Origin of the sequence: Nocardiopsis sp. TNDT3 (assembly GCF_003427465.1) — a bacterium.
In the GTDB taxonomy this organism is placed as follows: Bacteria; Actinomycetota; Actinomycetes; order Streptosporangiales; family Streptosporangiaceae; genus Nocardiopsis; species Nocardiopsis dassonvillei.
The window spans coordinates 1-4,315 of record NZ_QPFC01001143.1; the positions used below are offsets into that span (position 1 = coordinate 1).

The following is a 4,315-nucleotide window of genomic DNA, read 5'->3' on the forward strand; positions in this document are numbered from 1 at the left end:
GCTCCGGGTCGGCGGGCGCCCGGAAAATCCCGGCGGGGCGGGCGCGCCGAGCTGTACCATCGGGCGGCGCGTCCGACGGCCGGGGGACCCCGTCCCCCGGCGGGCAGGACACCGGTGCGGGCGGGCGCCGCCCGTGCGCACCACTTCCCGAGTACACGGAGCGAGGCGGCCAGACGTGAGCGAGCACGACAGGGCGATCGCCCAGAACCGCGCGAACTGGGACCAGCGCGCCGACGTCCACGCCCGGTCCGCGATGTACGACGTCGACGGGCTGATCGCGGACCCCTCCCGCCCCTCCCCGGTCGTGCGCAACGACCTCGCGGTACTCGCGCCCCACCTGGAGGGCGGCACGGTGGCGGGGAGGTCGCTGCTGCACCTGCAGTGCCACATCGGCACCGACACCGTCTGCTGGGCCCGCTTGGGCGCCGTGGACGTCCACGGCCTGGACCTGTCGCCGAACTCGCTGGCCCACGCCCGGCGCATCGCCGACGCCGTCGGCGCCGACGTCACCTGGGTCGAGGGCGACGCGCGCACCGCCTCCCGGGTCATCGACCGCACGTTCGAGGTGATCGTGACCAGCGCCGGGACGATCGTGTGGCTGCCCGAGCTGCGCTCGTGGGCCCGGTCGATCCACGACCTGCTGGAACCGGGCGGGGTGTTCGCGATCCGCGACGACCACCCGATCCTGGGCGCCATGGACTTCGAACCGTGGCAGGTGAGCGGCGACTACCTCAGCGGCGGGGGCGCCAACGTCTACGAGGACGCGGCCACCTACACCGACGGACCCACGGACTCCATCACGCAGACCGTCAACCACGAGTGGCGCCACGACCTGGCGGAGGTGACGGGCGCGCTGCTGGAGGCCGGGCTGGTCGTCGAGGCGCTCGGAGAGCACCCGTTCATGGACTGGCCCGCCTTCTCCGGCCTGGTGGAGTGCCCGCAGGGGTGGCGGCTGCCCGAGGGCGCCCCCAGGATCCCGCTGAACTTCTCGGTGGTCGCGCGCCGCCCTGGGTGACCCCCACGCGAGCCGCCCCGCCAACAGCAGGGACAGGGGAACGCGGCGACGGCGTGCGTACCACTCCCCGCTCCCGTCGAAGAGCACCGGCCGGAGCGGAGCCAGCACGCGACCCTCGGCGGCCGGGCGCCCCCGTCGGCGCGGCCGTCCCGCGCCGGCTCCGGACGCCCGGGAGTACCGCGCCTGAGGTTGTCCACAGGGCCGATGCGCACATGGTGGCCGGTGAGCCGTCCGCGATACGGTTGGGATCATGGACAACGCACCGACACGACCGTCCACGTCGGTTGAGGACTACGTGAAGGTCATCTACGACCTCCAGGAACGCGGCAACGGGCCGGTGACCATCTCCGGCATGGCCGAGCGCCTGTCGGTGTCCAACTCCTCGGTGTCGGGGATGCTGCGCAAACTCAGCGAACTGGGCCTGGTGGAGCACCGGCGCTACGGCGCGGTCAACCTCACCGAGCCGGGCACCAAGGCGGCCCTGTCGGTGCTGCGCCGCCACCGTCTGCTGGAGACCTACCTGGTCGCCGAGCTGGGCTACTCCTGGGACGAGGTGCACGACGAGGCCGAGATCCTCGAACACGTGGTCTCGGACAAGTTCGTCGACCGCATCGCCCACCACCTGGGCGACCCCGTGGTCGACCCGCACGGCGACCCCATCCCCACCCGCGACGGCCACATCGTCGAGCGCGAGAGCCTGCTGCTGTCGGAAGCGGAGAAGGGCGTCAGCGGCGTGATCGTGCGCGTCAACGACACCGATCCCGACCTGCTGCGCTACCTGGCCGACATCGAGATCGGCATCGGGATGCGGGTGGAGGTGGCCGAGCGCCGCCCCTACGCCGGGTCGATGCAGATCACCGTGGGCGCCGACGCGGGCGCTCCCCAGCGCTCCCAGGCCCTGGGTCTGGTGGCCGCCGAGGCACTGTGGATCAGCCCCGACGACCAGGGGTAGGACTTTCCCGGAAACGCCGTCGCTACCCGAAGGACGTGGCTACCGTGGGTGACGAGAACGATCCGACGACCGGAGGCAGCGACATGCCCGTTTCCCCTGTGGCCGAACGCCAGTCCTCCACCGGATCCCGGTACGAGCCGCTGACCCCGCCTCCGGAGGGATTCACCGCCGACGACCTGGACAGCATCCCGGATCTTCCGCCGCACACCGAACTCATCGACGGAAGCCTGGTACTGGTGACCCCTCAACGCAACTTCCACACGGTCGTGCTCTCGGTCCTGGACACTCGCCTGTTCGAGCAGGCCCCCGACCGCCTGCGCGTGCGCAGGGAGATGACCCTCAAACTCGGTCCGCGGCAAAGGCCCGAACCCGACCTCATCCTGGTACAGGCCCAGGCCACCGGGGGGACGGAACAGACCTGGTTCGCACCCGAGGCGGTGGAACTGGTGGTCGAGGTGGTCTCTCCCGAGTCGGAGCTGCGCGACCGTGAGCGCAAACCGCAGCTGTACGCCGAGGCCGGTATCCCCAACTTCTGGCTGATCGAGCAGGACCGGGGCGAAGCCGTGGTCTACGTGCACGAACTCGCGCCCACCGGCGGCTACACCAGGCCGACCGTCCACCGACAGCGCCTCAAGACTTCCCGGCCCTTCCCCGTCGACATCGACCTGACCGAGATCCAGCGCCGCTGAGCCGGTCCCCCCGTCCCTGGCCGGGCGGCGGGTGGCGCGCACCCGCCGTCCGGGCCCGTGTCAGGGTTCACCCCTCCATGCGCACGCCCGCCACGCCGTCCTCGATCACGAACCGCGCACGGTCGCGGATGGGCGAGCCCGGCTCGCTCACGTGGTCCACGACGCGGTAGTCGGCCGTCCACTCGGTGGGCGTGACGACGTTGCGCACGTAGCCCCGCTTGCGGTTGACGAACCTGATGTGCGGGTTCTCCCGCAGCTGAACCTCGTCGCCGGGGGCCTGTTCGGTGCCGTCGCCGCCGCTGGTGACGGACGTGCCCACCAGCTCGGTGGCCACCGTCGGCGACTCGGGGGCGTCGAAGTCGGCCTTGACGTCGCACACGTAGTTGGCGTGCACGTCCCCGGTGATCACCACCCCGTTGCGCGTGCGCGCCAGCTGGTCGCGGACCTCGTCGCGGTCCACGAGGTAGTTGTCCCAGGCGTCGTTGCTGAAGTCGGTCGCCCCGCCCTCGGCGAAGTCGCGCTGGGAGAAGAACACCTGCTGGGCGAGCACGTTCCAGCGGGCCCGCGACGAGGACAGCCCCTCCCGCAGCCACTGCTTCTGCCGGGCGCCGAGCAGGGTGCGCGAGGGGTCGCCGCGCTCGGCGTCGGACACCTGCGGGTCGCGGTACTGGCGGGTGTCGAGCAGGTGCATGTCCACCAGGTCGCCGAAGGCCAGTCTGCGGTAGAGCTGCATGTCGGGGCCGACCGGCGTCTGGGCGAAGCGCAGAGGCATGTGCTCGTGGTAGGCCTTCAGCGCCTGGGCGCGCCGGCGCAGGAACTCCTCGGGCGGGACGTCCTCGCCGTTGGAGCGGTCGTCGGCCCAGTTGTTCTCCAGCTCGTGGTCGTCGAAGACCACCGCCCACGGGAAGGCGGCGTGCGCGGCCTGGAGGTTGGCGTCGCTCTTGTACTGGGCGTGCCGCACGCGGTACTCGGCCAGGGTGCGGACCTCCCGGTCGGGGAGGTGGCCCCGGCCCAGGCTCCCCTGTCCGCCCGTCTCGTAGATGTAGTCGCCCAGGAACGCGACCAGGTCCAGGTCCTCCTCGGCCAGGTGCGCGTGGGCGTTGTAGTGCCCGGCGGTGTAGCTCTGGCAGCTGGCGAACGCGAAGGAGAACCGGTCCGTGCGGATCCCGGGGGGAGGGGCGGTCCTGGTACGGCCGACCTGGCTGATCTCGTTGCCCACGCGGAACCGGTAGAAGTACTCGGTGCCGGGCCGCAGCCCCTGCGCCTCCACGTGCACCGAGTGGGCGGCGTCGGGGCCCGTCTCCACGGTTCCGGAGGCGGAGAGCAGACCGAAGCCCTCCTCCCGTGAGACCTGCCACTCGACCTCCACCCGCCGGTCGGGCATGCCGCCCAGTCCGTCCTCGGCGAAGGGGTTGGGGGCCAGACGGGTCCAGAGCACGACGCTGCTGTGGAAGGGGTCGCCGGAGGCGACGCCCAGGGTGAAGGGCTCACCGATGCCGCCCGACCGGGCGGGGGCGTCGGCGCGGACGGAGGCGTCGGCCCGCACGCCGGGACTCCAGGAGGCGCCCAGCGCGACGGCGCCCAGGGTGGCCGCGCCGCCGACCAGGGCCTGGCGCCGTGTGGTGCTGCTGACGGTCGGGTCGGGGACGGGAAGGGGGG

General features: G+C 72.1%; 4 protein-coding genes. 3 read left to right on the plus strand and 1 reads right to left on the minus strand.

The genetic code is table 11. The features are described 5' to 3' along the window. Positions 1–175: 175 nt before the first annotated feature. The 3 genes from DQW06_RS24885 to DQW06_RS24895 all read left to right on the plus strand — a co-directional run bounded on the left by DQW06_RS24885 (position 176) and on the right by DQW06_RS24895 (position 2,656). Positions 176–1,015, plus strand: coding sequence for a bifunctional 2-polyprenyl-6-hydroxyphenol methylase/3-demethylubiquinol 3-O-methyltransferase UbiG (locus tag DQW06_RS24885; protein WP_013153148.1), 840 nt, complete (start codon positions 176–178; stop codon positions 1,013–1,015). A 250-nt stretch (positions 1,016–1,265) separates the two neighbouring features. Then, positions 1,266–1,967 carry a metal-dependent transcriptional regulator gene (locus DQW06_RS24890; protein WP_013153149.1) on the plus strand — a complete coding sequence of 234 codons (702 nt, stop codon included), beginning with the start codon at positions 1,266–1,268 and terminating at the stop codon, positions 1,965–1,967. Positions 1,968–2,050: 83 nt separating this feature from the next. Next, positions 2,051–2,656, plus strand: coding sequence for a Uma2 family endonuclease (locus DQW06_RS24895; protein WP_013153150.1), 606 nt, complete (start codon positions 2,051–2,053; stop codon positions 2,654–2,656). 67 nt (positions 2,657–2,723) lie between these two features. On the opposite strand, the gene DQW06_RS24900 is transcribed toward DQW06_RS24895, so the two are convergent. Further along, the coding region (locus DQW06_RS24900) for an alkaline phosphatase (protein ID WP_232833146.1) at positions 2,724–4,315 on the minus strand (1,592 nt) is incomplete at its 5' end.